The 24,816-nt window shown below is 59.5% G+C and carries 25 protein-coding genes; 10 read left to right on the top strand and 15 right to left on the bottom strand.

Annotation, left to right across the window (positions count from 1 at the left end; genetic code table 11):
- Positions 1–186: 186 nt before the first annotated feature.
- Positions 187–1,218 carry a hypothetical protein gene (locus tag FGZ14_RS10460; protein ID WP_139924006.1) on the top strand — a complete coding sequence of 344 codons (1,032 nt, stop codon included), beginning with the start codon at positions 187–189 and terminating at the stop codon, positions 1,216–1,218.
- A 207-nt stretch (positions 1,219–1,425) separates the two neighbouring features.
- Here the strand turns inward: FGZ14_RS10460 and FGZ14_RS10455 are convergent, their stop codons facing one another.
- The gene (locus tag FGZ14_RS10455) at positions 1,426–1,953 is read right to left on the bottom strand and encodes a CinA family protein (protein WP_139924004.1); all 528 of its coding nucleotides are present in this window, start codon (positions 1,951–1,953) and stop codon (positions 1,426–1,428) included.
- A gap of 97 nt (positions 1,954–2,050) precedes the next feature.
- A complete protein-coding gene (locus FGZ14_RS10450) occupies positions 2,051–3,349 on the bottom strand; it encodes an amidohydrolase family protein (protein WP_139924002.1) in 1,299 nt (432 codons plus the stop codon).
- Positions 3,350–3,502: 153 nt separating this feature from the next.
- Between FGZ14_RS10450 and FGZ14_RS10445 the strand changes: the two genes are divergently transcribed.
- Positions 3,503–3,754: an acyl-CoA-binding protein gene (locus FGZ14_RS10445; RefSeq protein WP_139924000.1), complete on the top strand. Its 252-nt coding sequence runs from the start codon at positions 3,503–3,505 to the stop codon at positions 3,752–3,754.
- A 90-nt stretch (positions 3,755–3,844) separates the two neighbouring features.
- Here the strand turns inward: FGZ14_RS10445 and FGZ14_RS10440 are convergent, their stop codons facing one another.
- Together FGZ14_RS10440 and FGZ14_RS10435 are read right to left on the bottom strand one after the other, a co-directional pair.
- Positions 3,845–4,132: a CDGSH iron-sulfur domain-containing protein gene (locus FGZ14_RS10440; RefSeq protein ID WP_257883202.1), complete on the bottom strand. Its 288-nt coding sequence runs from the start codon at positions 4,130–4,132 to the stop codon at positions 3,845–3,847.
- Positions 4,133–4,226: 94 nt separating this feature from the next.
- A complete protein-coding gene (locus FGZ14_RS10435) occupies positions 4,227–4,742 on the bottom strand; it encodes a GNAT family N-acetyltransferase (RefSeq protein WP_139923998.1) in 516 nt (171 codons plus the stop codon).
- Between the two features lie 169 nt (positions 4,743–4,911).
- Between FGZ14_RS10435 and FGZ14_RS10430 the strand changes: the two genes are divergently transcribed.
- Complete coding sequence (locus FGZ14_RS10430) at positions 4,912–5,577, top strand: DUF6565 domain-containing protein (protein WP_139923995.1); 666 nt, start codon at positions 4,912–4,914, stop codon at positions 5,575–5,577.
- 94 nt (positions 5,578–5,671) lie between these two features.
- On the opposite strand, the gene FGZ14_RS10425 is transcribed toward FGZ14_RS10430, so the two are convergent.
- Complete coding sequence (locus FGZ14_RS10425; RefSeq protein ID WP_139923993.1) at positions 5,672–6,139, bottom strand: hypothetical protein; 468 nt, start codon at positions 6,137–6,139, stop codon at positions 5,672–5,674.
- A gap of 141 nt (positions 6,140–6,280) precedes the next feature.
- Here FGZ14_RS10425 and FGZ14_RS10420 point away from each other — a divergent pair, with 141 nt between their 5' ends.
- Positions 6,281–6,904 (top strand): deoxynucleoside kinase, encoded by a 624-nt coding sequence (locus FGZ14_RS10420; protein WP_139923991.1) that lies wholly within the window; start codon positions 6,281–6,283, stop codon positions 6,902–6,904.
- Between the two features lie 272 nt (positions 6,905–7,176).
- Here the strand turns inward: FGZ14_RS10420 and FGZ14_RS10415 are convergent, their stop codons facing one another.
- The 4 genes from FGZ14_RS10415 to FGZ14_RS10400 form a co-directional block, all read right to left on the bottom strand.
- Complete coding sequence (locus tag FGZ14_RS10415) at positions 7,177–7,857, bottom strand: DUF2461 domain-containing protein (RefSeq protein WP_139923990.1); 681 nt, start codon at positions 7,855–7,857, stop codon at positions 7,177–7,179.
- A 101-nt stretch (positions 7,858–7,958) separates the two neighbouring features.
- Positions 7,959–8,768, bottom strand: a complete 810-nt coding sequence (locus FGZ14_RS10410) for a DUF547 domain-containing protein (RefSeq protein ID WP_139923988.1) — start codon at positions 8,766–8,768, stop codon at positions 7,959–7,961.
- A 392-nt stretch (positions 8,769–9,160) separates the two neighbouring features.
- Entirely contained in the window at positions 9,161–9,988 is an 828-nt protein-coding gene (locus FGZ14_RS10405) for an MOSC domain-containing protein (protein ID WP_139923986.1), read from the bottom strand.
- 329 nt (positions 9,989–10,317) lie between these two features.
- A complete protein-coding gene (locus FGZ14_RS10400) occupies positions 10,318–11,283 on the bottom strand; it encodes a YitT family protein (RefSeq protein ID WP_139923985.1) in 966 nt (321 codons plus the stop codon).
- A gap of 157 nt (positions 11,284–11,440) precedes the next feature.
- Here FGZ14_RS10400 and FGZ14_RS10395 point away from each other — a divergent pair, with 157 nt between their 5' ends.
- The gene (locus tag FGZ14_RS10395) at positions 11,441–11,788 is read left to right on the top strand and encodes a DUF805 domain-containing protein (protein WP_139923983.1); all 348 of its coding nucleotides are present in this window, start codon (positions 11,441–11,443) and stop codon (positions 11,786–11,788) included.
- Positions 11,789–11,893: 105 nt separating this feature from the next.
- Here the strand turns inward: FGZ14_RS10395 and FGZ14_RS10390 are convergent, their stop codons facing one another.
- Positions 11,894–13,543 (bottom strand): S8 family peptidase, encoded by a 1,650-nt coding sequence (locus FGZ14_RS10390; protein WP_139923981.1) that lies wholly within the window; start codon positions 13,541–13,543, stop codon positions 11,894–11,896.
- Between the two features lie 341 nt (positions 13,544–13,884).
- On the opposite strand from FGZ14_RS10390, the gene FGZ14_RS10385 reads away from it, so the two are divergent.
- The 5 genes from FGZ14_RS10385 (at position 13,885) to FGZ14_RS10370 (ending at position 20,029) form a co-directional block, all read left to right on the top strand.
- Positions 13,885–14,649, top strand: a complete 765-nt coding sequence (locus FGZ14_RS10385; protein ID WP_139923978.1) for a hypothetical protein — start codon at positions 13,885–13,887, stop codon at positions 14,647–14,649.
- Positions 14,650–14,751: 102 nt separating this feature from the next.
- Positions 14,752–17,361, top strand: a complete 2,610-nt coding sequence (locus tag FGZ14_RS10380) for a PIG-L family deacetylase (RefSeq protein ID WP_139923976.1) — start codon at positions 14,752–14,754, stop codon at positions 17,359–17,361.
- 99 nt (positions 17,362–17,460) lie between these two features.
- A complete protein-coding gene (locus FGZ14_RS10375) occupies positions 17,461–18,147 on the top strand; it encodes a phosphatase PAP2 family protein (protein ID WP_139923974.1) in 687 nt (228 codons plus the stop codon).
- Positions 18,148–18,191: 44 nt separating this feature from the next.
- A complete protein-coding gene (locus FGZ14_RS21750) occupies positions 18,192–18,338 on the top strand; it encodes a hypothetical protein (RefSeq protein ID WP_180754326.1) in 147 nt (48 codons plus the stop codon).
- Positions 18,335–20,029, top strand: coding sequence for a sodium:solute symporter (locus tag FGZ14_RS10370; RefSeq protein ID WP_139923972.1), 1,695 nt, complete (start codon positions 18,335–18,337; stop codon positions 20,027–20,029). The genes FGZ14_RS21750 and FGZ14_RS10370 overlap by 4 nt, the downstream gene beginning before the upstream one ends.
- 135 nt (positions 20,030–20,164) lie before the next feature.
- On the opposite strand, the gene FGZ14_RS10365 is transcribed toward FGZ14_RS10370, so the two are convergent.
- The 5 genes from FGZ14_RS10365 to FGZ14_RS10345 form a co-directional block, all read right to left on the bottom strand.
- The gene (locus FGZ14_RS10365; RefSeq protein ID WP_139923970.1) at positions 20,165–21,073 is read right to left on the bottom strand and encodes a DUF2911 domain-containing protein; all 909 of its coding nucleotides are present in this window, start codon (positions 21,071–21,073) and stop codon (positions 20,165–20,167) included.
- A gap of 99 nt (positions 21,074–21,172) precedes the next feature.
- Entirely contained in the window at positions 21,173–21,721 is a 549-nt protein-coding gene (locus FGZ14_RS10360; protein ID WP_139923968.1) for a hypothetical protein, read from the bottom strand.
- A gap of 18 nt (positions 21,722–21,739) precedes the next feature.
- On the bottom strand, positions 21,740–22,276 hold the full coding sequence (locus FGZ14_RS10355) for a YcxB family protein (RefSeq protein WP_139923967.1): 537 nt from the start codon (positions 22,274–22,276) through the stop codon (positions 21,740–21,742).
- Between the two features lie 111 nt (positions 22,277–22,387).
- Positions 22,388–24,214: an ABC transporter ATP-binding protein gene (locus FGZ14_RS10350; protein ID WP_139923964.1), complete on the bottom strand. Its 1,827-nt coding sequence runs from the start codon at positions 24,212–24,214 to the stop codon at positions 22,388–22,390.
- A gap of 105 nt (positions 24,215–24,319) precedes the next feature.
- Positions 24,320–24,808 (bottom strand): energy transducer TonB, encoded by a 489-nt coding sequence (locus FGZ14_RS10345; protein WP_139923963.1) that lies wholly within the window; start codon positions 24,806–24,808, stop codon positions 24,320–24,322.
- Positions 24,809–24,816: the final 8 nt, after the last annotated feature.

The following is a 24,816-nucleotide window of genomic DNA, read 5'->3' as shown; positions in this document are numbered from 1 at the left end:
GCAAGATGTGCCCCTACAGACGGTGCTGGCAGCCCGTAAATCTCGGGCGTGCTACCCTTGGTTGTGCTTTCAACCCGATAAAGGAGCAGCGGATGGCTTTCGGCCAAAACGGCTGCATCTTTCCCGTCCGGCTCGTATGCAGGGCTGGTATCCGCCCTTTCTGCCTCAACCTCCCACCCCCGCCCCGTGACACTCATCTCCAAAAAGAAAATTACTTACCCCATCCAGGACAAGCTGCGCCACTACCTGCGCGACTACGACCGGGAAAGCCAGTTGCCGGTTACCTACCTGGAACTGACGCGCATCAGCGGGGCCTTTCCGCTGCTGGACCGCAAAGGGCGCGACACCCTCTGGGAAACGGTATTCTACGAGCCGCAGGCCCTGCGCGAGCTGAGCGAGGGGCTGGCCCAGGTGTACGCCCTGCTGAAAACCGCCGGCGACCTTTCCTTTACCGACCACCTCATTGCTGACCGCATCGACTACTGCCGCTTCGGCAACTCCAACCCGTTTCGGGTGCGCATCGTCAATCAACTCAACGATAACTACGACTACTTCTACGTGAAGCGGGCCGATGCCTCGCGGGTGTACGGCCTGGAGCTGGAACATCTGCTTTCGCCCAACAGCATGAACTATCTGGTGCACGGCGATACGCTGATTGAGGAGCACATTGCTGGCATCCCCGGCGACGACTTCATCCGCGACCATCTGCAACGCCCCCACCTTAACCAGGTGCGCATAGCCAAGGAATTCGTGAAGTTTAACGAGCGGTGCTTTGCCCGCTTGCTCGGCGATATGAGGGCCTACAATTACGTTATTGACGTAACGCCCGACTTCGAGGATGAGCAGTACCGGGTACGCGCCATCGACTTCGATCAGCAGTGCTATGAGGGCAAGAAAAACATGTATCTACCCCAGTTTTTCAAGGATAACCGGGCCGTGGTGATGTTGTGCAGCCAGCTGCTGGAGCCTGAAACCATCCGGCAGTACCAAACCGAGGAGCGCACCCTGATGGCCCGGCGGGCCCGCTCGGAGCGCTACCGCCTCAAAGACCTCATCGACTGCCTGCGCCAGGATGAAGTGTCGCCCCCGGAAAAAGTAACCCAACTAAAAACCCAGCTCAACCAGCACCACCGCACCGGGCAATTCAGCGCCTGCCGCTCCATGGGCGACGTAGTGCGCCTGAACCTGCTGCTGACCCTGGGAAGAGGGAAAAGGTGAATGAGCGAGTGAGTGACTGAGTAAAGTGTCATGGCGAGGGCACCGACGCCATCCTTCCTGTCTTCTATAATAATCCTGCTAAACACCCAAGCCTCCTGACGACTGTGCGAGCGTCAAGGGCTTGTCACATCATGAGGGCGGTAGGGCGGTGGTCAGGACGGATAGCTTCGTCGTGCCTCCTCGCCATGACGCCTGTCATCACCAAAATCACTTCATTTTCTCCTCAATGGCGGAGCCGGCGTGCTGCTCGGCGTACTCATCGAGTAGGGTGTTGAGGTAGTTGAAAATGTAGTCTACGGCCAGCAGGCGCACCTTGTCACAGTCGCCCGTGAACTGCTCGCGGAGCTCGTAGGCACGTTTCTGATGCAGAACGGTGAAGTACATGGTACCCACCGGCTTCTCCTCCGATTCCGAGGCTCCGCCCCCGCACAGGCCCGTAACGGCCACGCAAATGTCGGCGGTAGGCAGGTGCTTGTGCAAGCCCATTACCATTTCGTTGGTCACCTGCTGGCTTTCGGCGGTGTACAGGGCCAGGGTTTCCTTTTTCACCCCCAGCAGGCGCTGTTTGGCAATGGGGTGGTAGGTTACCACAGAGCCCAGCAGCACCTCGCTGCTGCCGAAGGCTTTTACAAACTCGGAGGCCAGCAGGCCAGCCGTGCAGCTTTCGGCAAAAGCCAGGGTAAGTTTATACTGCAAAAACTTCTGCGCGAGGGTGTTCAGGTCGTTGGGCTTCATCAGAAAATAAAAAACGGCGTATCGGCTTTACGCCAATACGCCGCCCAAATGTTATAGTCGAGGTTGGCAGGGCTACCCGGTTGAGAGCCCCATTGCCCTAGTCCTGCCGGTACACTACCCCCTGTTTCATCACAAAGCGGACGCGCTGCATGGCGTTGATATCCTGCACCGGGTCGCCCTCCACAGCCACTAGGTCGGCCAGCTTGCCGGCCTCCACGGTGCCCAGGTTTGGGGTTTGGCCCAGCAGCTCGGCTGCGTTTACGGTGGCGGCCCGCAATGCCTGCAGGGGCGGCATGCCGGCCTCTACCATGTAGCGGAACTCCAGGGCATTTACGCCGTGCCGGAATACGGAGGCATCGGTGCCAAACGCAATTTTCACCCCGGCCTTATACGCCCGCCCGAACGTACCCTGCAGCTTGGGGCCGATGGCCAGGGCCTTAGGCGTCACTAGCGGGGGGTAGTAGGTAGGGTTTTTGGCCGCCGAATCGGCTACGGATTTGCCGGCCGTGATGGTGGGCACGTACCAGGTGCCGTATTTCTTCATGAGCTGAATGGTTTCGTCGTCCATCAGGGTGCCATGCTCAATGCTGGTCACGCCCGCCCGGATGGCCCGCTTCATGCCCTCGGCGCCGTGGGCGTGGCAGGCTACGTTCAGACCCAGGTCGCGGGCCGTTTGCACCACCGCCCTGATTTCCTCTTCCGTGAACTGCGGGGCCGAGCCGTCTTTGGCCACGCTAAGCACACCGCCGGTACTGGCAATCTTAATCAGGTCGGCGCCGCGCTTGTACTGCTCGCGTACGGCCTGCCGGCCTTGGTCGGGGCCGTTGGCTACCCCCTCAGCCGGGCCGGGCATGCCCATCAGGTCCAGGCGGTAGCCGTTGGTGGGGTCCATGTGGCCACCGGTGCCCGAAATGGCCTTGCCCGCCGTGAAAATGCGCGGCCCCGTTACCTGCCCCCGGTTGATGGCATTGCGCAGGGCCAGGTTAACCCCCGAGCCGCCCAGGTCGCGGACGGTAGTGAAGCCGGCCTGTAGGGTTTTGCGGGCGTACTCCAGGGAGCTGAAGGCCACATCGGCGGGGTTCTGGGTGAATTCCTTCAGGTAGTTGTCCTTGCTGGTTTCGCCCTCCAGATGCACGTGGCAGTCGATGAGGCCGGGCAGAACGGTGCGATTTTTCAGGTCCACTACCCGGTCTCGGGCGGTGGCCGGGGTAGTGTAGCCGCGCTCTACCGCCACAATGCGGCCTTGCTCAACTACCACGGTTACTTCGGTTTGGGCGCGGTCCTGGCGCATGTCCAGCAGGCGGCCGCAGTGCAGGTAGGTTTTCTGGGCCCAGGCGGCGGGAGCCAGCAGCAGGGCCCCGCTCAGGGCCAGGCCGGAAAGTAGCTTTGGGAACATAGGAGAGCAGTGAGGTGAAGTAGAGCGGGGAAGATACAACGCAGAAAAACGCTGCATGCAGCCTAACTCCCGCCCAATCCGTATCTTTTGCCACCGGTTCTGCTACGGCAGAGCCGCAAGCCTACTGTTTTACCATTTCATTCCTCTCTTCGCATGGCCACTACCGCCGATTTTGAAGCCGCTCAGCAGCGCGTGCAGCAGCTCCCCAGCAAGCCCGATAACTCTACCCTCCTGAAGCTGTACGCCCTGTTCAAGCAGGCCAGCGAAGGCGACGTAACCGGCGACCGGCCCGGCGGCTTCGACTTCAAAGGCATTGCCAAGTACGACGCCTGGGCCGGCCTGCGCGGTAAATCCCAGGACGAAGCCCGCCAGGAGTATGTTGATTTCGTAAACTCCCTGTTCTAAGAGCTGCCTTCGTCAATACGAATCAATACAAAAAAGCCCGCTGCCAGAACCTGGCAGCGGGCTTTTCTCTGGGCCACCCGCGTGGTGAGGCTAGGCCAGGGGCTGGTTACCAGCATCGGGCGGGGTAGGGGCGGCCGGAGCCGGATTGGCGGGCGCGCCACCGGGCGTCGGCAGGTCGAAGGCTACGGCGTTGTGCTCGAAATGGCCTTTGTGCGAACCGTCGCAGAAGGGCTTGTTCTTGGAAAGCCCGCAGCGGCAGATGCTGATTCGCTCGCGCCCACCCAGGCCGTAGGGCTGGCCCTGGGCATCTACTAGTTCGAAATCGGTGCCCTCTACCCGCAGAGAGCCGTTGCTGAGAACGGTAAGTTTGGTTGCCATATTTGAGGTAATGAGGTGAAGAAGTGAAGGGGTAAATGGGTACGGGTAACGAATAAACGGGGCGTATGATCAGGCCGGCAGCCGGCTGCCTGGGCTACAGGAGCTCTTTGCGCATCACGTAGTCGTTCATCCAGTACGGGCCGATGGCAATATCTTCTTCGCGGTGAAGCTGGAAGCCTTGCCGCTCATAGAAGGCCAGGGCAGGGTTGTGGCGGTTTACGTTCAGCTCCAGGGCGTGGCCCCCGGCCGCGCGCACGGCCGCTTCCACGGCCCCAATCAGGTGCTGGCCCAGGCCCTGCCCCTGGGCCGAGGGTAGTACGTAAATCTTGTGCAGCTTGTAGAGCCCCGCGGTAGGTTGGGCCGAAAAGGAGGCGTAGCCCTGCGGCTCGCCCTCTACGTACACCAGCAGAAACGTGTGGCCCTGCTCGGTCATTTGCCGCTCCAGCGAGGCTGGCGTGTAAATAACGCGGTACATGTAGTCAATCTGCTCCCGCGAAATAATGAACCGGTACGTAGGCTCCCAGGTTGCTTCCGCCAGCCCAATGATGGTAGGAATATCGGTGAGGGTGGCGGGCTGAATACGAAGCGGAGCGGCGGCAGAGACTGACATAGCAGGCAAAAAACGGCATTATTCGGCGCAAAACCGAACCCCAGGTCCGGTTTCACTCGTTTTGGGCCGGAAATTGCCTGCCTCAGCTACACGAGTTCGGCTCCGGGGTCGTTTTCGTGTTTTACTTCATCACCATCCTTTCCTTCCTCCCGACTACGCCTACCTGCCTATGAAACCTTTCCTGTTTTCGCTTGCCCTGCTTACGGGCACTGGCCTGCTGATAGCTCCGGCTGCCGTGGCCCAGCAAACTCCTAAAACCACCAAAGCGCCCTCGGCCAGCTCTACTACGGCCGGCGTGGAGCGCGACCTGCGCGTGTTCAGCGACTGGGTGAACAGCAAGGTAGATCAGGCGGCCACCACAGCCCGCCGCGAGCTGCCCCGCCTCACGGAGGAGTTTGACCGCCAGAGCCGCCGCATTGATAAAGCCGTGGACAGCCTGACGGTAGAAGGCAAGCGCGAATACAGCATCCAGAAAGTGCGCTACAAAAAGTGGGCTACCCGCCAGGATAGCCTGGATGCCGCCGCCAGCCGCCCGGCCACTGCCGACCAGGCCCAGCGCCGCCTGTTGGGCGAAGACGTGAATATCAGCCGGGCCCGGCCTACCGAGCTGCCCGATCTGTACTTCCGCCTCATTGAAACCATGCGCACCGACCGCAAGAACTGGACCCAGGCCGACTGGAGTGCTGCCAGCGCCGTGCTTAGCCGCCTGAACGCCCGCTACGAGCAGGTACGGGAGCAACTGCCCCTGGAGGAGCGCCTACGCATCCGGAGCCTGCAGGGCGAATTCCGGACCCTGGAAAAAGCCCGTGACGTGAAAGACGTAATTCGGGAATAAAAGCGCCCTCGCCTTCGGGTCCCTAAAAAAAAAGCCGTGCCGCCTGATTAAAGGCGGCACGGCTTTTTTCTGAAGCCCGAAGGCTCGCGGCCCATCAGGCCGGGTCTGGCTCCAGGGCGGCAGGGTTGGGCGGCAGGTGGTAGCGGCGCAGCCACTGCCAGGCCGAGGGCAGATCATAGAACATCTGAATGGGGATGTACTGCTTGATCCGCTCAAAAAAGCGCAGACTGATAAGTTGGTTGTGCATATCGGGCGAGAAGACGTAGGCAATGGCCCGTAAGCCCGAGTTCAGCACCTGCGGCAGCACCTCGTACTCTACCCAGTCCATGGCCTCGCTCCAGTCGCCGGTGGCGTTGCTTTTGTCGTTGAGCAGCAGGGGGTAGTGCAGCTCGGCCTGCACGCGCGCTACCTCCTGCGAGGCGTACGATATCTCACGGCCCGTCAGGTTTCCAAACCACCGGATGTACAACAGCCGGTGCGCAGGCGAGTGCAGCAGCTCAATGATGAGGTTGCCGTGCGTATCGGTCAGGGTTCCAAGTGATTCAAGGGGTAGGGAGTCCATTGGGAGCGGGACGAGGGAAAAGCAGCACGAACCTACTGAATATACTGAAAACAAGATTGATTCGGATCTAAGCTCATCTACTATTTTGGTTCGGCTGGCATCCGCTATTTTTGCCGCTCCGTTTTTTTCTGCGCTTCGCTCATGCACATTGCAATCGTCGGTAACATTGGCGCCGGCAAAACCACGCTAGCCAATAAGTTGGCTCACCACTTCAACTGGGAGGTGTTCCTGGAGGACGTGGACCACAATCCCTACCTCAAGGATTTCTACGACGACATGCCCCGCTGGGCGTTTCATCTGCAGGTATATTTCCTCAATAGCCGCTTCCGCCAGACCCAGCAGATTAAAGCCCTGCAGCAGGCCAGCAAGGGCGTGATTCAGGACCGAACCATCTACGAGGATGCCCACATCTTCGCGGCCAACCTGCACCAGTCGGGCCTGATGACCGAGCGCGACTACCAGAACTACCTGAGCCTGTTCACTTCCATGATCAGCATGGTGAACCCGCCCGACCTGCTGCTGTACCTGCGTGCCGACCTGCCCAAGCTGGTAGCCCAGATTGACAAGCGCAACCGCGACTACGAAAACAACATCAAAATCGACTACCTCAAACACCTCAATGAGCACTATGAGGAGTGGATCAGCGGGTACAAGGCCGGCCGGCTGCTCATCGTAGATGTTAACAACCTCGATTACGTCAACAACCCCGAGGATTTGAGCGTCATCATCGAAAAGATTAACAGCACTCTGTTCGGGCTGTTTTAGAAGGTAAGTTGCCCGTTGTTAGGGGGCAGCCTATGGGTAGCAGGCCCTACCTTCAGAAAATACTCAAAGCCCCAGCGGGGCGACACCACTCGTTGAACGATTAGGTGCCGCCCCGCTGGGGCTTTCCTGTACATATTGCCTTTTTCTATCGATATACCGCCCCCTCCGGGGCTTTAGCCAAAGGGATGGGGTAGGGAGAGGACCGATAAGCTGCCCCGATAGAGCGGTGCACCCCTGACAACCGATAACGCCTACCCTGCGGCCTTCCTCACCTAATTTCCTTCCTCCCGCATGGCTTCATTGAGGAAGCGCACGAAGGGGCGGGCCGCCTGCCAGGCTTCCAGCACCCGGGCCGCGAAGTCGGGGCGGCGTACCTCAGCATCGGGGAAGGAGCGCCACACGAAGAAGCTTTTCAGGCGTAGCCACTCCACGTCGGGGTCGGCGCGGTCATAGCCTTTGGGGGCCGTTTTCAGGGATTGAGACATGTCCAGCCCATCAGGAAACTGGCGCAGCAGCGCAGCGTCCTGCCGCAGGGCATGAAAGGCCGGAGCGTTGTAGTGAATTTCCTGGCGGATACGGGCCAACTGAGCCGGTTCGGGCAGCCAGCGGCCCGCTCCCACGTAGGTTTCGCCGCCGGGCTCCACGGCCACAAAGTAGCCGGCCCAGGCACTATGCCGTCCGCCGGGCTTAAGGCCCGCGCCCATGTGCCGCTTGTAAGGCTCGTCGCTTTGCTGAAACCGGTCGTTTTTATTGATGCGGAACATCACATCCGACGGGTTGAGGCCCCGCAGCCCAGGCTCCAGATCGAGGGAAGCCATGCGCAGCAGCTCGGCCACGAAAGCGGTGTACTCGGCGCGGGCCTGGTGGTAGTCGGCGCGGTGCGCGTCCATCCAGGCTTTGTTGTTGTTGGCCGCGAGATGGCGCAGAAATTCCAGAACGGGAGTCAGGTTCATAAACGAGCGGAAGGCGTACGTGAGGTGGGTAGGGCCCAACAGACAAGCGCCCCGCACCGCTAGGCGGTACGGGGCAGCTTACGCGCGGGTTGGCAGGCCGACTAGCGTTTGTTCAGAGCGTGGGAGCTGCTGAGCACACTCCGGTCGTTGAGGGCCCAGCTAAACGACTGATACTCTACCTGAGCGGTAGGCAGTACCGGGGTGCGGGCATAGCGGTTCACAAAGGCCAGCACCTGAGCATCCGTCCCGAACTCGGTAGCGTACGCCTGAAACAGGCCCGAGAGCAGGACGCGCTGGGGCGTAAGCTGGTTGAAGGCCGGGTCATTGATGAAGCGCCGGGCTTGCGCATCCAGTTGAGCGCCGAGGTGAGCACCGTCGTAGGGCTCAGCCAGCACGGGGGCATTGGAGGCGGCCCCATACATGAGGGCAAAATGCACGCGCGGGTCATGAAACTGGTCGCGCAGCATTTGCCGCTCAATCTGGTTAAGGGAGTAACTCTGGCCCCCCACGTTTACTACCGGCGCTTCCCACGGCGACTTCACGCCGCTCACTGTTTTCACCCGGATATCGTTGATGCTGGCAACGGGGTAGTACTGCAGTACTAAATAGGTGGCCGAGGCATTGTACACGTTCAGCCAGAAGGCCTCGGTGTCGTCGTGGGTCCAGGAGCTGGGGTCCGGCTTTACTTTGCGCAGGCTTTCGAGGTAGTCCAGCAGCTTATCTTCTTCGTCTATCAGCGCCTCGTAGTCCAAGCGCCCATCGGAGGTTACATGGTGGTGCAACAGGCGGCCCCAGGGCTCGTGCAGGAGCTGCAGGGTGTTGTTATCCTCGGCCCGGAGCAGAAGGGGTGCCAGCAGACACAGCCAAAGGAATACAAACCGGTGGGGTAAAAAACGAAACTGACGAGGCATGCAATAGGGGCGGGGAGCGAGGGCAACAAAGGTAAGAGCAGATGGGCCAGCTTGGGAGCCACCTGTTCTTCCAATAGAAGACTACTCGATTGGGGAGCGGAGAATCAGCCGGCTGAGTATCACTACATCAAGACCCGATTGACTTTTCAAATGTATTAGCATTATCTTAATATTATAGAAAAATAACAGAAATTTTTTCGAAAATTGTCCTATTCGCTGAATTTAAGGCAAGCTGGGCCGTTACTGCCCGTAACGTACCGCCCCCAAATGCCAAGCTGAACCGTAGATAGGGGCGCGGCTAGCTAGTTCCAAGCCCATACCCATAGTCCTGGCTACGGCCGAAAAGCCCGAAAGGAACACACGGCACCCACCGGCGCGCCCAAGGCAAAAGGTTAGTTTTTGTAGTCCAGCACCTGGATGGCGTCTCCTACGCGGAGCAGGCCCTGGCCGCTGCCGGTCACGTTCTGCCCGAAGTTCACGCTGTTGCCCTCCGAGCGGTAGCCGGCCAAAGTGCGCAGGGGTTCGCCAAGCGGGTGGCGGGTAGCAGTGCACTGGTCGATGGTGGTGAGCACGCACCGGCCACAGGCCCGCACGGCCCGGAACGGCAGCTCCCCAATCAGAAAGTGGTGCCACGCATCCTCGCCGAAGGGCTGACCCCCGCTGAACACCAGGTTAGGGCGGAAGCGGTCCATGCCAACGGGCTCGGCCAGGCGCCCATTCAGCTCCTGCAACGATTCCTGCCCGATCATCAGAAAGGGGTAGGCATCGGCGAAGCTCACCAGCTTACCTTCCGGGTTGTAGTCGCGCTCCACGTCGCGGCGCACCATATCCGACATGTACACCAGCTTGCAGGGCTGCCCCAGGGCTTCCGAAAGCCACTCGTCGCACTCGGGGCGGGCGCGCCAGGCAAACACCATATCGTCCCAGATGGTAACGAACAGGGTTTTTTCGGGGGTAGCCTCAAAGGGCACGAACAAGGGCAGCAGATCGGGGCGGGCGAGGTGGCTGAGCAGGAAGCCATTGTAGGCCGCCGACACCTTCAGATGAGCCATGGCGGGGGTTTGCCGCTGGGTCATGAACTGGTTGCGCTCATTCACAATCAGCCACCGCCGGTCGTGGCGGAGGCCGCGGGGCTCCACCGCCGCTTCCGCTACGCGGATGCCGCCCAGCGACTTAACAGGGTAGATGTACAGGTCGGAGAGAAGGAGAGGTGCAGCCATACCGCAAAGATGGGAAATAGTGAGATGCCGGTTATCAGTTGCCAGTTATGAGTTGTGAGTTGTCGGTTGTGAGTTGTCAGAGGTAGATCCTGGCGGGGCGGTCTGCCGGTTGTATTCCTACCCTCTCAGTTTGACCAAAGCCCTGGAGGGGCTGCGTATTGGTAGAGAATTGGAAGTGAAACAATAAAGCCCCAGCGGGGCGACACCTCCTCGTTCAACGAGAAGGTGTCGCCCCGCTGGGGCTTTGGTCAGAGTGAAGGGGTAGGACCTGCTACCGATAAGCGCTACCCCTGGCAACTGATAACCGGCAACTCACAACTCACAACTGTCTAATGCAGGGGGCGCTTCTTGATCATGCCGCCTTTGGTGTCCCGGACGCTGTGCATGACCATGAAGGCCTGGCGGTCAATTTGCTCTACTTCGGCTTTTAGCTTCGAGACTTCGAGGCGGGTGATAACCGTGAAGACGATATCAACAGGGTTGGGCTGCTCGCCGCGGGTGCCGTAGCCGCGCTTGCCGGTGTACACGGTAGCACCCCGGCCCAGCTTTTCGGTAATCATGCGGCGGATGGCATCGGAGCGGCCCGATACGATGGTGACGCCGGTGTACTCCTCCAGACCATCAATAATAAAATCGATGGTTTTGGCCGCCGAGAGGTAGGCCAGGATGGAGTACAGGGCCGTTTCGATGGACAGCACCCAGGCCGCCACTCCAAAAATGAGAATGTTGAATACCAGAATGATATCCCCCACGCTCATGCTCGACTGTTTGCTCAAATAGATGGCCATAATTTCGGTGCCATCGAGCACGCCCCCGCCCCGCATGGCCAGCCCGATGCCGGCCCCCAGGAAGAAGCCCCCGAATACCGATATCAGCAGCTTATCCTGCGTGACGATGGGGTAGGGAATCAGGGCCAGCACCAAGGCCAAGCCCAGAATACCGAGCAGGGTCCGGATGGCAACGCCGGGGTCGAGCTGCCGCCAGGCCATGAGCACAAATGGAATGTTCAGGACCACGATAAGCGCCGGCAGGGGCAGGCCGAAAACCCTGACTATCAGCAGGGAAACCCCGGTTACGCCCCCGTCCAGGAAGCCGCCGGGCAGCAGAAAGCTCTCCAACCCGAACCCCGCCGAAAACACTCCCACTACCATTAATAAGGTGTTGGCCACCTGCCGCCGCCACCAGCGCCGGTCGCGGGCAGAGCGGGCACTGGGGCCCGGGCGTTTCAGGCTGGTGCCGCCGGAAGAAGGGGTAGCAGGTAACTCGGACGAAGGCATGGGATGGAAATCAGTCATAGGCGAAACAGGAAAACGCAGTGCCATCAGGTACGGCGCCGCGTGATTGAATGTTGAAAATTAAGGCACCCCGGCCCGGCAGCAGGGGACTGGCCTGGAATTTGGAAAAGTTTTTTCAGGGGACCAGCGTAGGCCCACGAAAACAGGAGTAGTATTTATGGCATTGTTAGAGCAGTATCCGGTGTTATGGGGGCGGCAGGAGCGGAAGGAATTTGCATTTGAACTGGTGCCGGTGGTGTTGCCGCTGGCGTTGCTGTATGGTTTTACGCCCCAGGGCCAGGTGCCACCGCTGTGGCTGGCCTCGGGGCTGTGGCTGCTGGCTACCGCGCTGGTGGCGGTGTTGGCAGTGCGCCGCCTGCACGATGTGGGGCGCAGCGGCTGGTATGCCCTGCTGCTACTGGTGCCGGGCCTGAATGCCCTGCTTTTAGTGGCGCTGTTGCTGCTGCCGGGGCAGCCCTTCGCTACCCGCCACGGGGCCGCTAACCGGTTGCAGACCACCGGCTAAAGCCCCCGGAACCTTCAAAACAAACTGCCCTTCCGGAGTAAGTTCTCTATTTTAGAGACTCCTCCGGAAGGGCAGGGTTGCGTAAAAGCTGCAGAAACTGCCGGGTTATTTCGGCTCGGGCGTGGGCTGCTGGGCCAGTTGCAGGGCGCGGTAGAGGTTCACGAGGCCGCCCGTGCGGGAGAGCTCCGCGAAATCGACAAGGGTAGTGGAGCCGGGTTTGCGCACCTTGGTGTGGTAGGGCACCGCCGACTCCAGAATGATGCGCTTGAGCTGCACGGCCGTTAGCTGGGGGTAGTACGATTTCAGGGTGGCAGCAATGCCCGCTACCACAGGGGCAGCCATGCTGGTGCCGCTCAGGTTGCCGTAGCGGCTGCCGGGCAGGGTAGCGTAAATCTGGTTGCCGGGCGCGAATACATCTACCTGATTTTTGCCGTAGTTCGAGAAGTCGGCCACCAGGTTTTCATCGTTGGTGCGAGCCGAGGCGCCCACCGTAATCATGTTAGGGATGCGCTGCCCGCTGAGGTACACCGGGGCCGGGTACTGCAGAGTTTTGTCGAGGTCCTCGTTTTCGTTGCCCGCTGAGTGCACCAGCAGTACGTTTTTGCTGGCGGCGTACTTGATAGCTTCCTCCACGGCCGGGCGCTGGGGCGAGTAGTACTTGCCAAAGCTCATGTTGATGATCTGGGCCCCGTTGTCCACGGCGTAGCGGATGGCGTTAGCCACGTCCTTGTCCCGCTCATCACCATCGGGTACGGCACGCACGGCCATAATCTGCACGTTGGAGGCCACCCCTAGCACGCCCTGGTTGTTTTCCCGGTCGGCGCCAATGATGCCGGCTACGTGGGTACCGTGCATAGGGTCGGGGCCGTGTACGTCGCGGTTGCCATAGTCGCGCTGTTTGGTATCCTCGGGCCGGTCGCCCACAATGGGGCGGGGGTTGTATTTCAGGTTAAGGCCGTAGTCAAGCTGGTCCTGAGTCTCCTTCAGGCCCTTCTTCATTTCTTCCAGCACATCATCCAGCGAGGCAAAGCCCGTCTGCACCAAAGTAGCGTAGAGGCCCTGCGTAATCTGGCGCAGCTCCGGGTCCTGGGTGGGCGGGTTGCGCAGGGTGGCCGTATCGAGGCGGGCTACCCCCAGCGCCTGCTTGAGGCCAGCAGCGCCCTGGGAGTTTTCGAGGTAGGCCTGGTTGAACTCCTTAAGGCGCTGAGTATTCTCCTTCACCTTGGCGTCGTAGCTTTTCTTTACCTTCTGATAAAGGTCGAACTCAGCGCGCTTGGCGGCGGGCACGGCGGTACGCACTTTGCCGGCGTACAGCGGCTGCAGCTTGGCCAGGATACGGGTTTCCTCCAGGGTTTCTACGTTGATGTTGCGCCCATCGGGCCCGCCCAGAAAGCTCCAGCCCAGTACGTCATCAACGTAGCCGTTCTGGTCGTCGTCTTTGTCATTGCCGGCAATTTCCTTGCGGTTGCGCCAGAGCACGCGCTTCAGGTCCACGTGGGCCGTATCGATGCCGGCATCAATAACCGCCACGATGACCGGGGTAGAGGCTTTGCCCTGGAGCAGCTCCTGGTAGGCACGCCGGGCACTGATGCCCATCACGCCCCCATCCTGCTCGGGGTCAAGCAAATACCATTGGGGCGTAGCAGCGGCAGAGTTGGAAGCGGCGGGAGGGAGAGTCTGGGCAGAAGCGGCCAGCACCGGCAGCAGAAACGAGAGGCCCAGCAGCCGCAGCCGGGAAGTGAGGGGAAACGCCATGCAAGGGGAGTTCAAAACGGAAAGGAAAGCAGGATGTACGCAAGGACCGCGCCACAGGATGAAGCGCAGCTGAAGCGTCTCCTCTTATCTTCCCAAATGCGAAAATGTATACAGTGGTTTATGCTGATGATAGTCGGGTGGGCGGCGCCGGTGGTTGCGCAGGCTACCACCCAGATACCCGATATCCTGCTCTATCAGGGCGACACGCTGTATCTATCAGAAAGCCCTTTGGAAACCTGTTTTGAGGGGCGAAAGGATGCTTTGTGCCGCCTGACGCTATGCAGCAAGCCGGTCGGTTTATGTTCACAATGCCTACTATAATGAGATATTATGTATTAGCTGTGTTGCTCTTACTGCTGGATATTCGTTACGCGGCAGCTACATCACAAGTGCCAGACCGTCTGCGGTTTCAGGGTAAAGAATATTTGCTGCATTCTAACCCGTTGGAAGAATGGCTCGCCAAAAAGAAGCAGCGGCCCGCAGAGCTGACAAAAGGTTCTACGGCTTGTTGGCGCGGGTATCAGGCAACGTGGCAGTTGGAGAATGGCCAACTGTTTCTGCTAGAAGTCAAACCTGGCTGCGATGAAAAAAAGGCTGCCATTGACTTGGAACAATGGTTTCAACTAGATACAAAGGGGCGCGTGGCAGCTGATTGGGTAGAAGGAACCTTAGATGTGCCGTTGGGTAAACTACTGCGCTATGAGCATCTGGGGTATGAATCTATCTATGAAAAAGACTGGCTGCTGACGTTTCGGCGTGGTCGGCTGGTAGGTCAGCGTACCTATCGAAATCAAGTAAATAAGTTGCCCGATGAAGATTTTACGGCGCAACTCTACCGCGCCATCGACTGGCAAAAGATTCTTAAGCAGCCAGCTGCTACTTACCGGGTGTTTGTGCAGTTCACGCCTGATAGCACTGGCAAAAGCTGCCGAGTAGTAATTCAAAAAAGCGCTGGCGACCCATACGATGCGGTAGCTCTGCAAGCTGCCCGCCAGGTAGCTTCCCGCGACTGGGGAGCCACATACCGCTTTGGGCGTTGGAGGCCACTGAAGTGGGTAACACCTATCACCTTTAGTGAAGATAACCGACGGCGTTTCGCTAAGTAGTGACAGGCGTGGCAATAGTTATACTTCTGCTGAAGAAACGAGGGTAGTGAAACACCATGTGGGGCGTGCGGTTATCTTCACGCCCTCAAGATGCCCTTCCGTATGCCTTTCCACCCCTTGCGCTTTCTCCGCACCGTCCTGCTGGCAGCAGTATTCACTCAGTCACTCAGTTACTCATTCACTGCCCAGGCCCAGGCGCCCAAAACCTACTCCTCGTCCGAGATTCTGCTGGGGCTCAAGAAGCTGAATGTGCTGGGCTCAGTGCTCTACATTGCCGCTCACCCCGACGACGAAAACACCCGTCTCATTGCCTACATGGCCAACGGCCGCCTGCTGGAAACCGGCTACCTCAGCTGCACCCGCGGCGACGGCGGCCAGAACCTCATCGGTCCGGAGCTGCGCGAACAGCTCGGCGTGATACGCACCCAGGAGCTGCTGGCGGCTCGGCGCATTGATGGGGGTAGGCAGTTCTTTACCCGTGCCAACGACTTCGGTTTCAGCAAAACCCCCGATGAAACCTTCACCATCTGGGACAAGGAGCAGGTGCTGTCCGACATGGTATGGGTGATTCGGCAGCGCCGCCCCGATGTGCTCATCACCCGCTTCCCGCCCGACAGCCGGGCCGGCCACGGTCACCACATCGCCTCCGCCATCCTGGCCGCCGAAGCCTTCGATGCTGCCGGCGACCCAAAACGCTTCCCCGAGCAGCTCAAATACGTGCAGCCTTGGCAGCCCAAGCGACTGTTCTGGAATACCGGCAGCTTCTTCGTGAAGCCCGGCGAAAACATGGATGGCTACCTGAAAGTGGATGCCGGTGCCTACAACCCCTTGCTGGGCCAGAGCTACGGCGAAATTGCCGCCCGCAGCCGCTCCCAGCATAAAAGCCAGGGCTTCGGCTCGGCGGCCCAGCGCGGCGAGGCGCTGGAGTACCTGCAATACGTGAAGGGCGACAAGGCCAAGTCCGACCCCTTCGAGGGCATCGACATGAGCTGGAACCGCGTGCCTGGCGGCGCGGCCGTGGGCAAGCTGATAGACGAGGTTATTCGGAAGTATGACCCCAGCAACCCCAGTGCCAGTGTGGCGGGGCTGCTGAAGGTGCGGGCTGCTTGTGAAAAACTGCCCAAAGAGGCATCCTTTTGGGATAGTGAGAAAGGTAGAGAAGTTAATGAATTGATATACGCCTGCTTAGGCTTAAGCTTATCAGCAGTAGTGCAGGAAACTTCCATGCCTTCTGGTGGTGAGCTGCATTTAACAATTGAGGCATTAAACCGCTCTTCTGTTCCTGTGAATTTAAGATGGCTTAAACCAACTGCCTTTAATGATGATGAAATAGTAAATTCTTTTTTATTGAATAAAAGATTACCGGCTACTATCAACGAACAACTGCTGGCTAACAAACTCTTTAGCAAGCAACTAACCTACACTATACCTGCTAAGTATTCTGTTTCACAGCCTTACTGGTTGCGTGAAATGGGCACAATCGGAATGTATAAGATTCCTAGTGTAGTAGAGGATGTAACTCTCACCAGTGACTTACACGGTTCTATCCAAATTGAAGGAACCAGTGTATTAGGTGAACCGGAAAACTTTCCGGTGGCTGACGTAGATTTTGAACTAGAAATAGCTGGGGTTCCAATCATCTATAGTAAACCTCTCCAATACAAAAGCACTGACCCAGTAGAAGGAGAGAAGTATCGCCCGCTGGTGGTGGTGCCGCCCGTGGCCGTGAACATCGGTGGACGCGCCTATGTCTTCGCCGACAACCAACCCAAAACCATTCCCGTGACCTTGCGGGCCGGTAAGGCGGGCGTGAAAGGCTCCGTGGCGCTGACCTTGCCGCAGGGCTGGAAGTCGGAGCCGGCGAGCATTTCTTTCGAGCTGGCCAGCAAAGACGCCGAGCAAACCGTGCAGTTCCGGGTGCAGCCGGGGGGTGGGGCTAAGGACGGCAAAACCGAGCTGCGGGCTGTGGCTACCGTGGACGGGCAAACCTATTCGCGCGGCTACCAGGCCATCGAGTATACCCACATTCCAACCCAGGTGCTCTTCCCCGAAGCCGTGGCCCCGCTGGTGAAGCTGGACCTCAAGCGCAAGGGCCAGGAAATCGGCTACCTCATGGGGGCCGGCGACGAGGTGCCTGACGCCCTGCGCCAGATTGGCTACACCGTCACCCTACTCAAGCCCGAGGACCTCACCGACCAGAACCTGCGCCGCTTCGATGCCGTGGTACTGGGCGTGCGGGCCTACAACACCGTGGACCGCCTCAAAACCGTGCAGCCCACCCTGCTCCGCTACGTGGAAAACGGTGGCAACCTGGTGGTGCAGTACACCGTGAACCGCGGCACCGTCCTGCCCCAGATCGGTCCCTACCCCCTTACCCTATCTTCGGACCGCGTAACGGTGGAAAACGCGGCCGTCACCTTCCTGAATCCCCAGCAGCCCCTGCTCAACTCGCCCAACAAAATTACCGCCAAGGATTTTGAAGGCTGGGTGCAAGAGCAGGGCCTGTACTACCCCAGTGCCTGGGACCCGAAGTACCAAACCGTCATCAGCTCCGCCGACCCCGGCGAGAAAGCTAAGGAAAGCGCCATTCTAGTGGCGAAGTATGGCAAAGGTAACTACATCTATACCGGCCTTTCGCTGTTCCGGGAGTTGCCCGCCGGCGTGCCCGGCGCCTACCGCTTGCTCACCAACATGGTGTCATTGGGCAAGTAGGGAGGCAGGATAGATGAAATCGTCTGTCATCCTTCGTCCTCGCTTGATGCGCGACATGCTCAGGATGACAGCAGTGAGAGCCGCCCAAGCAGTATTACCGTGACTATTTATTTCTACCTCCGTCTGCTGCTGAAAGGCCTAGTAGTGCTGGTTCCGCTTACCTTGCTTTGCATCTTTGTAGTGGATGAGCCGCTGGCCCGTCTGGTGCACAAGCAAGGAGCGCCGGTCCAGCCTTTTTTTGCCGCGCTGATGGTTGCTACCGACTACCTTTCGTGGCTGTTTCATGCGCCTAGTCCGCTGGGAGTGCCGCTGTCGTTGCCCTTACTGCTGGTGCTGTTCGGGGTGACGCGCTTCCGCCGCTGGTCCCACTGCACCATCTGGCTGGTGGTACTGCTGACCACGGTGGGTAGCGAGGGGGTAGGCAACCTGCTCAAACTATACTTTAACCGGCCCCGCCCGCTGGCTATACTAACTTACCAGACTCCGAATTCTGACTTCTGGCAGCCGGTAGGCCGTTTTGATGCCTTTCCGTCCGGGCACACGGCCTGGGTGGCGGGCCTGCTGCTACCCCTGGCCCTGCGGTTCCCGAAGGCGCGGCCCTGGCTGCTGGCCGGCATCGGGTTGGTGGGCATGGGCAGGGTAGGGCTGGAAGTACACTGGCTCAGCGATGTAGTGGCGGCGGTTTGCCTGGCGCTAGTGCTTACCTGCGGCATTGAAATAGCTACCTGGTGGCTACGGCCGAAAGGTACTTTTTCCGGAGCGCCGAGCGTTCCTGCTGCCGCCTGAGTTCCTATCTTGCGTCTCTCACTTTTGCGCTAGCTGTTCTTTCCGTGTCGTCATTCAGTGCTACCCCCGCCCCCGCTCCGGAGTCTAAACCGCCCTTGCTGCCTTCGTGGCGGGCCTGGTACGTGCTGGTGCTGGGCGCTCTGGTAGTAGAAATCGGCCTGTTCGTGTACCTGACGCGGCTGTTCGCATGAGTGGGCTCGACTGGCTGATTCTGGGCGGCACGCTCATGTTTATCGTGGGCTACGGCACCTGGCGCACCCGCCGCGCCGGCGACACCCTGGATGGCTACCTGCTCGGGGGGCGCCAAGCCTCATGGTGGGGCATCGGGCTGAGCATCATGGCTACCCAGGCCTCGGCCATCACCTTCCTGAGTACGCCCGGCCAAGCCTATGACGACGGCATGCGGTTTATTCAGTTCTACTTTGGCTTGCCCATTGCCATGGTGCTGATTGCTGTGTTTGCCGTGCCCATCTACCACCGGCTGCGCGTGTTCACGGCCTACGAATACCTGGAAGGTCGTTTTGACCGACGTACACGCACTTTCGCAGCCCTGCTGTTTCTGGTGCAGCGCGGCCTCAGTAATGGCCTTTCGCTTTACGCCCCGGCCTTGGTGCTGTCGGCCATCCTGGGTTGGAATATCCACCTGACGGTGTGGCTCTTGGGTGGGGTGATGATTGCTTACACCGTATCAGGTGGCACGCGGGCCGTAATGGTAACCCAGCAGGGGCAAGTGCTGGTGATTTTCGTGGGGCTGCTGGTGGCGGGCTACCTGCTGGTGCACTACCTGCCGGCCGGGGTCGGCTTTACGGATGCCATGCGCCTGGCCGGCCACCAGGGCAAGCTCAACCTCGTCGATTTCCACTTCGACCCCAAAGACCGCTACAACTTCTGGTCGGGCATGACGGGCGGCCTGTTCCTGGCACTTTCCTACTTCGGCACCGACCAAAGCCAGGTGCAGCGCTACCTCACCGGCCGCGACATTACTGAAAGCCGCCTGGGTTTGCTGATGAACGGCCTGCTGAAAATACCGATGCAGTTTGGGATTCTGCTGCTGGGCGTGCTCTTGTTCGTGTTCTATCAGTTCAACCTGGCCCCGCTTACTTTCAACCGGCCGGTGTACATTCAAGTGGCCCACTCCGAGCAGTACGGCCCCGCCCTGCGCGAGCTGGAGCGCGAACACGCTACCGTATTTGAGGCTCGCCGCCACGCTACCGGCCAGCTGGTAGCCGCTCTGCAGACTAATAACCAGGAAGCCGCAACTGCCGCGCAAACTCACGTCCAGGCCACCCAGGCCGCTACCCAAGGCCTACGCCAGCAGGCCCAGAAGCTGCTGAAACAGGCCGTGCCCGCCACCGAAGCCAAGGACACCGACTACGTCTTCCTGACCTTCGTGCTGAATTACCTGCCCCAGGGCTTAGTGGGTTTGCTGATTGCGGTGGTGCTCAGCGCCGCCCTGGGCTCGGCCGCCGCCGGCCTTAACGCCCTGGCGTCCACTACCGTGGTGGACCTCTATAAACCCGGTCAGCCCGAGCAGCCCGAAGCGCACTACGTGAAAGCCTCACGGGTGGCGGCCGTGGCCTGGGGCGTACTCGGCATCGGTTTCGCCACCTTCGCCGCACGCCTTGAAAACCTGATTCAGGCCGTAAACATCTTGGGCTCCCTGTTCTACGGCACCATTTTGGGCATCTTCATGGTGGCTTTCTTCCTGAAAAAGGTAGGCGCTTCGGCCGTTTTCTGGTCGGCGGTAGTAGCCCAAACCATTGTGCTGATTTTGTTTTTCGCCACGGATATTGGCTACCTCTGGTACAACATCCTGGGTTGCGGGGTAGTGGTGGTAGGCAGCCTGCTGCTCCAGCGCGGCAGGCCAGCAACAACAGCGTAGTTGGCTAAGGGCAGGCCCTTAGTCTTCTTTGTGCTAACTTGCTGGGAACCAACTGCTCAAAAGTCATCTGAAAAGCGAAAGGCCTTGCTTTCCACGGGGAAGCAAGGCCTTTTCTTTGTTACTCAGCTACCTAGCTTACAGCTTGCCGGCTTTCTTAGCGTCGGCAATCAACTCGTCGTTCATTTGGGCGTACTGGGCGTTTTTAGCTTCAAGGGCCAGTTTCTTCGACTGCTCGGCTGCCGTTACGGCGCCTTTGTAATCCTTCATTTTCATGCGGATTTTAGCCTCCGTGTGCACGTTCCAGAACTTGGGGTCGGTGGCGTTGGCCTTCTGCATCCACTCCAAAGCCTGCTTGGGGTCCTTGTTGTTGTCGAGGTAGTACACGGCGGCGGCGGCCAGGTCGCCGTTGGAAGGGCTGCTGTTCTTCAGCACCTTCTCGTCAATCTGGGCCATTACCTTCGACTCAACATCGGAGGTGATTTTGAAGCGGGCCGCGGTGGTTTCCCACTGCATGTCCACGGTAGCGGTGGCGGGCGTCAGGTCGGTGAAGTTGATGGTGAAGGTTTCCACTTTGTTAGCCAGCTTCACGGGCTTCACGGTGAAGGAGGCTACGTCGTCTTCAGCCTTGAAGCCGTCCACGTTGGCACCTAGCTTGGTATTTTTGTTTAGCACCACCGTCCAGGAAGCTTTGCCGGGAACGGTGTAGATGCCGTACTCGCCGGCCGGTACTTTCTTGCCTTCTACCATCACGTCGTCCGAGAATTTGATGCTGGTAGTAGAGTTGGCACCCGTGCGCCACCGTTGGCCGAAGGGTACCAGAGCTTTGCTGGCAGCCTCTCCGAAGCCGAGGCGGCCTTTCAGGCTGGGACGGTAGTAGGTAATAGTTACATCGGTGAGGCCCACGCGCTGCTGCACGGTGCTTTTGGGGCTGGCCTGGGGCGTGCTGATCTGGGCCTCAGCGGCCGAGGAGAGCAGCACGCCGCTTACCAACAAGGTAGCACCGAGGGCGCGGGAAGAAGAGTGCAGGAAAGTCGAGCTAATCATAGAAAAAGCAAGTGAGAGAAGGGATGATGGGGTAAAAGTAGGTAAAACCAGCAGATGGCTCAAGAAGTTAGCCAGCTGCTAATGCCACAGGCGGCGGCTTCATAGCCGTTGCTGCGAAAGCTGTTGCTGATCAAGAAATTGCGCCACCTCGGCAGCCGTGGCCGGAGCCTGCAGCCGGCGCACGTCCAGGTAGTAGCAGGCCAACTCGGTGGGATAGAGCAGCAGCCAGTGCGGCCCCACCCACACGGCCCGCTTCAGGCGCGCCCAGGGGGTAGCAAAGCGGCCGTCGGCACTCTGGCCGCGCAGGGCATCGGCCGCCAGGGTGTAGTCGGTGGGTGCCTGCGCGGCCGGGTTGCGGGCATAGCCGCGCCGCAGCTGGTAGCGCACCAGCCCCACCCGAAGCGCGCCGTATGCCACCGCTACCCCCAAAAACAGCAGCGTGGACCACGTTTCGATACGCCCATGTTCCCACACATCAAGCCCAATGCTAACCGTTAGCAGCAGCACTGCCGCGCCCAGCAGCCAGTGGTTGCGGCGCGTAGCCGGCCGGGCCTGCCAGAGCCGAAAGTTCACGGCCACGTAATCGGCCTCCGACATGCGCACGGCTGCCAGGTGCAAAGGGGGTAGGGAAGGTGCGGAAGGTGCCATAGTCCCCGCGAAAGTAACTCAGGCCCCGGCAACTTCGGGGTGGCGCAACAGGTTCAGCACATCGGCGGGGGTAGCGGGCGGTGGCACCCGGCGCAGATCAAGGTAGAAGCAGTACTCAATGGAGGTGTAGAAGAGCAGCAAATCATCGAGGTGCAGGATGCGGTAGAAGCTGCTCCAGGGATAGAATTGCCGGGTTGTAGCCTGCTCGACAACCAAGCCCTCGGCTTTCAGCTGAAACCCCGTGGGTACCGGGCGCAGCTGGTACTCGCGGTACGCTTTGCGGTATTCCCACCACTCATGCAAAAGCCCGAGGCCTGTAAGCAGCGTTGTCAGGAGTGCCCACGCAAGCCAGGCTCCAGGCCCTTGTAGCCAGAAGTACAAGCTTCCTCCGAAAACTCCGGCCAGCCAGAGTTGTACTTTCTGCTTCCAAGAGTCAGAAGTAGCCGGCCGGCGCGAATTCGGTCGGTCCGGGTAGCGGCGCTGCTGCTGCGTCTGATGAATCAGTTGGTACTCGGCAAAGGTGGGCGGGGTAGCTGGGAGGCGAAGGCTAGGCATGCGGGAGTTATTTGAATTCAATAACCACGATAATAAGCTAGAAAACGAAACGGGCGGCGCACCCGCGCCGCCCGTTTCGTTCAATCCGAAAAATCCGTCTAGATCAGTGATTTAGGTAAGCTCAAACTGCAGCTTCAGCAGGTTGGCGTAGAGGCCGTTTTCGCTGTGGGCCAACTCGTCGTGGGTGCCTTGCTCCACAATGCGGCCGCCATCGATAACCAATATCTTATCCACCTTGCGGATGGTGCTGAGGCGGTGGGCAATGATGATGCTGGTGCGGTCCTGCATTAGCTCGTCCATGGCCTGCTGCACCAGCTTTTCACTTTCCGAGTCGAGGGAGGAGGTAGCCTCGTCTAGTATCAGAATGGCGGGGTTTTTCAGAATGGCGCGGGCAATGGCCACGCGCTGGCGCTGCCCGCCCGAAAGCTTGATGCCCCGCTCGCCCACTACCGTGTCGAGTCCTTCGGGGAAGGAGCTGATAAACTGCCAGGCGTTGGCCTTGCGGGCGGCCTGCATGATTTCCTCGTCGGTGGCCGTAATCTTGCCGTAGGCAATATTCTCGCGGATGGTGCCCCCGAACAGAATGGTTTCCTGGGGCACGATGCCGATGTGGCGGCGCAGCTCCGTGAGGTCGTACTGCGTCACGTCGCGGCCATCAATGGCAATGCTACCTCCGCTCAACTCGTAGAACTGCATTAGCAGCTGCACAATGGTTGATTTGCCTGCGCCCGACGGACCCACCAGCGCAATCTTTTCGCCGGCCTGAATGTCGAAGCTGATGTCTTTGAGTACGGCCAGATCGGGGCGGGTGGGGTAGCGGAAAGCTACGTGCTGGTACTCGATGTTGCCGTGTATCTGCAGGGGCGTGGCGCCGGGCAGGTGGGTAGGCTCCGTAGGCTCCTCCAGAATCTCCAGGATGCGCTCCGAGGCGCCCAGCGTGCTCTGTACTTTGCCGTACAATTCGCCCAGGCCCGCTACCGAAGCCCCAATGAACATGGTGTACAAGGCAAACTGGGTCAGGTCGCCGATGGTCATCTGGCCGGCCTGCACCAGGGTAGCGGCCCGCCAGAGCACCAGCACAATACCTCCAAACAACCCAATAATCACGAAGGACACAAAGCCGCCGCGGTAGAGGTTGCTTTTGAGAGCCGCCCGCACCGTTTTGCTGAGCGAGGCGTTGTAGCGGCCGGTTTCAAACTGCTCGTTGGTAAACGCCTTTACCGTATTGATGCTCTGCAGCGTTTCTTCTACGATGACGTTGGTTTTGGCCAACTCATCCTGAGTGGTTTTAGACAGCACCCGGATCTTCTTGCCGAACACCATGGCCAGCACCACAATGGGCGGAAACGTGAGCAGCATAAACATCGACAGCTTCACGGATACCACCATGATGAACACGATGCCCGCGACCAGCGTCGTCACCTGCCGGAACAGCTCGGCCAGTGTTAGGGAAAAGGAATCCTGAATGATGCCTACATCAGAAGTAATGCGCGAGGTGATGGCGCCTACCCGGTTCTTCTCGAAGTAAGGCACCGGCAGGCTCACAAACTTCTGATACAGGGCCTGCCGGATATCCCGGACGGTAAACTCCGAAACCTGCGTGAAAAACCAGATCCGGCCAAACGAGAAAAGGCCCTGCAGCAGAATCAGCAGGGCAAAGCCTAGGGCCAGCTGGTTGATGGTTAGGGCCGCGCCATTGGGTAGAATGACGGGCTTGCCGCTGGCCGTGTCGGCCAGCTTGCCGATAATCCAGGGGAAGGCAATGGTGGTGGCGCTGGAAAGCGTCAGGAGCACCGTGCCTACAATAAATTTAGCACGGTAAGGCAGGGTGAAACGAAAGATGCGCAGCCCCTGCTGAAAACTCTGTTTGGTAAGCTTCTTTTTTTCGGGCGCATTCTCCGCGTCAGCGCCGCTGGTATTCAGTCCACTTCGGGCCATTGTGTGTTAGAAGTGAGAACAGCGAAGTGAGAACCAGAAGAGGGCTCAGGACTAGCTGAACGCTCTTTGGGTTCTCACTTCTCTTTTCTCATGTCTGGAGTTCAGTTATTCAAATTTAGGCTTTCCCTGCTCCACCTGTAGCCCCTCGGAGTTGCCGAAGGGGATGGGCAGGCGCACCTGGGTAGCAACGGGCTGGCCTTTGCGGGTGGCGGGTTTCCAGGCCGGCATCTGGCCCAGCACCCGCAGCGCCTCCGTGTCGCACTCCGGCGAAAGAGGCTGCACCACCGAGGGGTTAGTCAGGTGCCCGTCGGCTTCCACCGTAAAGGTCATCACCACGTTGCCGCTGATTTGCTTGACGCTGGCCGCTTCCGGATACTTTAGATTTTGCTGAAAAAACGTGTTCAAACCCTGGGCACCGCCCGGAAACTGGGGCGGGGCGTCGGGCCGGTTGGGCGCGGGCTTGGCCTGGGGCTGCATGCGGCCGGGCTTCAGCTCAATGGGCTGCTTAGCCGGCACGTTACCAGCGGTAGTTTGGGCCTGGGCCCCGCCCGCGGCCAAAGCTACGAGCAGGAAGATGAAGAAAAGATGTTTCATAGGATAGG

Origin of the sequence: Hymenobacter sp. DG01, assembly GCF_006352025.1 — a bacterium.
GTDB lineage: Bacteria > Bacteroidota > Bacteroidia > Cytophagales > Hymenobacteraceae > Hymenobacter.
Note: the sequence above shows the minus strand (reverse complement) of the source record. Positions and strands in the feature narration are given on the sequence as shown.

What these genes read in the sequence shown, in the direction of transcription:
- FGZ14_RS10455 (WP_139924004.1), bottom strand. Translation starts at nt 1,953, where the DNA reads ATGAAGCCCAACGACCTGAACACCCTCGCGCAGAAGTTTTTGCAGTAT.
- FGZ14_RS10450 (WP_139924002.1), bottom strand. Translation starts at nt 3,349, where the DNA reads ATGTTCCCAAAGCTACTTTCCGGCCTGGCCCTGAGCGGGGCCCTGCTG.
- FGZ14_RS10445 (WP_139924000.1), top strand. Translation starts at nt 3,503, where the DNA reads ATGGCCACTACCGCCGATTTTGAAGCCGCTCAGCAGCGCGTGCAGCAG.
- FGZ14_RS10440 (WP_257883202.1), bottom strand. Translation starts at nt 4,132, where the DNA reads ATGGCAACCAAACTTACCGTTCTCAGCAACGGCTCTCTGCGGGTAGAG.
- FGZ14_RS10435 (WP_139923998.1), bottom strand. Translation starts at nt 4,742, where the DNA reads ATGTCAGTCTCTGCCGCCGCTCCGCTTCGTATTCAGCCCGCCACCCTC.
- FGZ14_RS10430 (WP_139923995.1), top strand. Translation starts at nt 4,912, where the DNA reads ATGAAACCTTTCCTGTTTTCGCTTGCCCTGCTTACGGGCACTGGCCTG.
- FGZ14_RS10425 (WP_139923993.1), bottom strand. Translation starts at nt 6,139, where the DNA reads ATGGACTCCCTACCCCTTGAATCACTTGGAACCCTGACCGATACGCAC.
- FGZ14_RS10420 (WP_139923991.1), top strand. Translation starts at nt 6,281, where the DNA reads ATGCACATTGCAATCGTCGGTAACATTGGCGCCGGCAAAACCACGCTA.
- FGZ14_RS10415 (WP_139923990.1), bottom strand. Translation starts at nt 7,857, where the DNA reads ATGAACCTGACTCCCGTTCTGGAATTTCTGCGCCATCTCGCGGCCAAC.
- FGZ14_RS10410 (WP_139923988.1), bottom strand. Translation starts at nt 8,768, where the DNA reads ATGCCTCGTCAGTTTCGTTTTTTACCCCACCGGTTTGTATTCCTTTGG.
- FGZ14_RS10405 (WP_139923986.1), bottom strand. Translation starts at nt 9,988, where the DNA reads ATGGCTGCACCTCTCCTTCTCTCCGACCTGTACATCTACCCTGTTAAG.
- FGZ14_RS10400 (WP_139923985.1), bottom strand. Translation starts at nt 11,283, where the DNA reads ATGACTGATTTCCATCCCATGCCTTCGTCCGAGTTACCTGCTACCCCT.
- FGZ14_RS10395 (WP_139923983.1), top strand. Translation starts at nt 11,441, where the DNA reads ATGGCATTGTTAGAGCAGTATCCGGTGTTATGGGGGCGGCAGGAGCGG.
- FGZ14_RS10390 (WP_139923981.1), bottom strand. Translation starts at nt 13,543, where the DNA reads ATGGCGTTTCCCCTCACTTCCCGGCTGCGGCTGCTGGGCCTCTCGTTT.
- FGZ14_RS10380 (WP_139923976.1), top strand. Translation starts at nt 14,752, where the DNA reads ATGCCTTTCCACCCCTTGCGCTTTCTCCGCACCGTCCTGCTGGCAGCA.
- FGZ14_RS10370 (WP_139923972.1), top strand. Translation starts at nt 18,335, where the DNA reads ATGAGTGGGCTCGACTGGCTGATTCTGGGCGGCACGCTCATGTTTATC.
- FGZ14_RS10365 (WP_139923970.1), bottom strand. Translation starts at nt 21,073, where the DNA reads ATGATTAGCTCGACTTTCCTGCACTCTTCTTCCCGCGCCCTCGGTGCT.
- FGZ14_RS10360 (WP_139923968.1), bottom strand. Translation starts at nt 21,721, where the DNA reads ATGGCACCTTCCGCACCTTCCCTACCCCCTTTGCACCTGGCAGCCGTG.
- FGZ14_RS10355 (WP_139923967.1), bottom strand. Translation starts at nt 22,276, where the DNA reads ATGCCTAGCCTTCGCCTCCCAGCTACCCCGCCCACCTTTGCCGAGTAC.
- FGZ14_RS10350 (WP_139923964.1), bottom strand. Translation starts at nt 24,214, where the DNA reads ATGGCCCGAAGTGGACTGAATACCAGCGGCGCTGACGCGGAGAATGCG.
- FGZ14_RS10345 (WP_139923963.1), bottom strand. Translation starts at nt 24,808, where the DNA reads ATGAAACATCTTTTCTTCATCTTCCTGCTCGTAGCTTTGGCCGCGGGC.